The 2530-nt window shown below is 65.7% G+C and carries 2 protein-coding genes and 1 pseudogene; 2 read left to right on the forward strand and 1 reads right to left on the reverse strand.

Features of this window, described 5'->3' with window-relative positions; genetic code table 11:
• Together glsA and AUC71_RS17965 are read left to right on the forward strand one after the other, a co-directional pair.
• The coding region (gene glsA / locus AUC71_RS12570; protein WP_069624540.1) for a glutaminase A at positions 1-894 on the forward strand (894 nt) is incomplete at its 5' end.
• A gap of 23 nt (positions 895-917) precedes the next feature.
• The gene (locus tag AUC71_RS17965) at positions 918-1859 is read left to right on the forward strand and encodes a cyclic nucleotide-binding domain-containing protein (protein ID WP_158007832.1); all 942 of its coding nucleotides are present in this window, start codon (positions 918-920) and stop codon (positions 1857-1859) included.
• A gap of 274 nt (positions 1860-2133) precedes the next feature.
• Here the strand turns inward: AUC71_RS17965 and AUC71_RS22390 are convergent.
• Positions 2134-2481: pseudogene (locus tag AUC71_RS22390) on the reverse strand (HWE histidine kinase domain-containing protein); the annotation flags it as partial.
• Positions 2482-2530: the final 49 nt, after the last annotated feature.

The following is a 2530-nucleotide window of genomic DNA, read 5'->3' on the forward strand; positions in this document are numbered from 1 at the left end:
ATCGCCATCGCCACGGTGGACGGGCAGCTCTATTCCGTCGGCGACGCGTACACCCCCTTCACGATCCAATCGGTGTCGAAGCCGTTCATGTACGGCTACGCGCTCCAGCATCACGGGCGCGCGGGCGTGCTCAAACGGGTGGGCGTGGAGCCCACGGGCGAAGCCTTCAACTCCATCGTGCTCGACGAGGCGGCCAACCGCCCGTTCAATCCGATGGTGAACGCCGGCGCGATCGCCGTCGCCGAGATGATGCAGGGCGACAGCCAGAAGCAGCGCATCGCCAACATGCTCGACCTGTTCTCGAGCCTCGCCGGCCGCGACCTCGACATCGACGAGGCGGTGTTCGCCTCCGAACTCGCCACGGGGCATCGCAACCGCGCCATCGCCTACATGATGCTCAACACCGCGATGATCGAGCGCGATCCGAACGAGGTGCTCGATCTCTATTTTCGCCAGTGCTCGGTGAACGTCACCGCAAGCGACCTCGCTATCATGGCGGCGACGCTCGCCAATGACGGCCGCAACCCCCTCACCGACCACGCGATCTTCGATGCGCAATATGTGCGCGATATGCTGACGGTGATGAACTCCTGCGGCATGTACGACTATGCGGGCGAATGGGCCTACGAGGTCGGCATGCCGGCCAAGAGCGGCGTGTCGGGCTGCATCATCGCCGTGATCCCCGGGCAGATCGGCATCTGCGTCTACGCGCCGCCGATCGACACGCAGGGCAACAGCCTGCGCGGCATCCGCGTGTGCCAGGAGATCTCGAACGAGTTCCAGCTCCATGCCTTCAACAACCGCACCAATGTGCGCAGCGTGCTCAGACGCGACTACCGGGCGGACCTGGTGCGCTCGAACCGCCTGCGCACGCTGGAAGAGCGCACCATCTGACGGAGGAAGGACGGAAGATCTCGGTGCTCGAAGCGCAGGGCGCGCTGTTTTTCGGCTCGACCGAGCAGCTCTTGCGCCGGCTCGCCCAGCTCGCTGAGGACTCAAGATACGTCATCGTCGATTTCAAGCGCGTGCACCTGGCCGATGCGTCGGCGTGCAAGCTGATCGTGCGGGCGGTGCGCTCCATGGCGAAAAGCGACGCGGAGCTGGTGTTCGCTTCGATCGCCGCCGACGGGCCGCTGGAGCGGCTGACCCGGGCGCTCGCCGAGACGGAGGAAGGCCACCGTCTGCGCCAGTTCCGCGACGCGGATGCGGCTCTGGAGTGGTGCGAGGATCAGCTCCTGGCCGGCGCCGGCTCGAGCGTCGGCACGAAGTTCTCGGTGTCGGAGATCAATTTGTTCAAGGGCCTGACCGCCGAGGAATGCCGGCTGGTTGAATCCATCATCCGGCCGCTCGTGTTCGACAAAGGCGACGTCATCATGCGCGAAGGCGACCCAGCCAAGCTGTTCTTCGTGCTGGCGCGCGGCACGGTCAGCGTCGAGATCAAGGTTCACGGCAAAGGCGAACGGCGCAAGCGCGTGGCCTCGATCGGCCCCGGCCTCACTTTCGGAGAGATGGCCCTGCTCGACGGCGGCAAACGCTCCGCCGACGTCATCGCCAATGAGAGGGTGATTTGCTACGGCCTCGGCGTCGAGGAGCTGCATGAGCTGTCTGCCGACCATCCCAACATCATGATCACCATTTTGAGCAATCTGACCCGGGAGTCTCGGAGCGCCTGCGTCACGCCAACGAAGAGATCAGCGTCCTCGAATAGGTTCAGGCGGCCGGCGCTTCGGCCACCTCGGACTTGGTGCGCGGCTCGTTGGACGGGGTCAAAGGCACGTTCAGCTCCGCATAAAGGCCGGTCGGGCGGAACTCCATCTTGGTTTCCCCGCCGAGGTTGTGGCGGATGCCCTTGTCGATAAGCTGCGAGCCGAAGCCTGTCCGCCCGCGCTTCTTCGGGACGGAAGGCACACCGCGTTCCTCCCAGGTCAGCAACAGCCGATTGCCGCGCGCGGTCTTCCAGCTCACGTTGAGCTCACCGGCATTCTGCGACAGCGCGCCGTATTTCACCGCGTTGGTCGCCAGCTCGTGCAGCGTCATGGCGAGGATCGAGGTGCATTGCGGTGGCAGCAGCACGTCCGGCCCCTTGACGGTGATCTTCGGCCCGTCATCGCGCTGATAGGGCTGCAGTTCGCGGTCGACCATGGCTTTCAGGCTGGCGCCCGACCATTGCGACTCCAGCAGAAGATCGTGCGCCCGGTGCAGGGCCTGAAGCCGCTCGGCAAGGGTCTGGGCCATGGCTTGCGCGGATTGGTTGGACGCCTGGCGCAGGCTCGCCTGGACCAGCGACTGCACGATCGCCAGCGCGTTCTTGACCCGGTGGTTGAGCTCGCCGACGAGCATGGTCTGGCGCTGCGCCGTGCGCCGCCGCTCGGTCACGTCGCGGAACACGAGCACGGCGCCGGCCAGTGTGCCGTCATAGCCGACGATCGGCGCGCCGGAATGCTCGACCGGCAGTTCCTTGTCGTCGCGGGTGAGGAGCATGGCGCCCGATTCCAGGCGCGTGACCGTGCGCTCGCGCAGGGCTTTCAGC

The sequence above is a fragment of the Methyloceanibacter marginalis genome (genome assembly GCF_001723295.1).
In the GTDB taxonomy this organism is placed as follows: Bacteria; Pseudomonadota; Alphaproteobacteria; order Rhizobiales; family Methyloligellaceae; genus Methyloceanibacter; species Methyloceanibacter marginalis.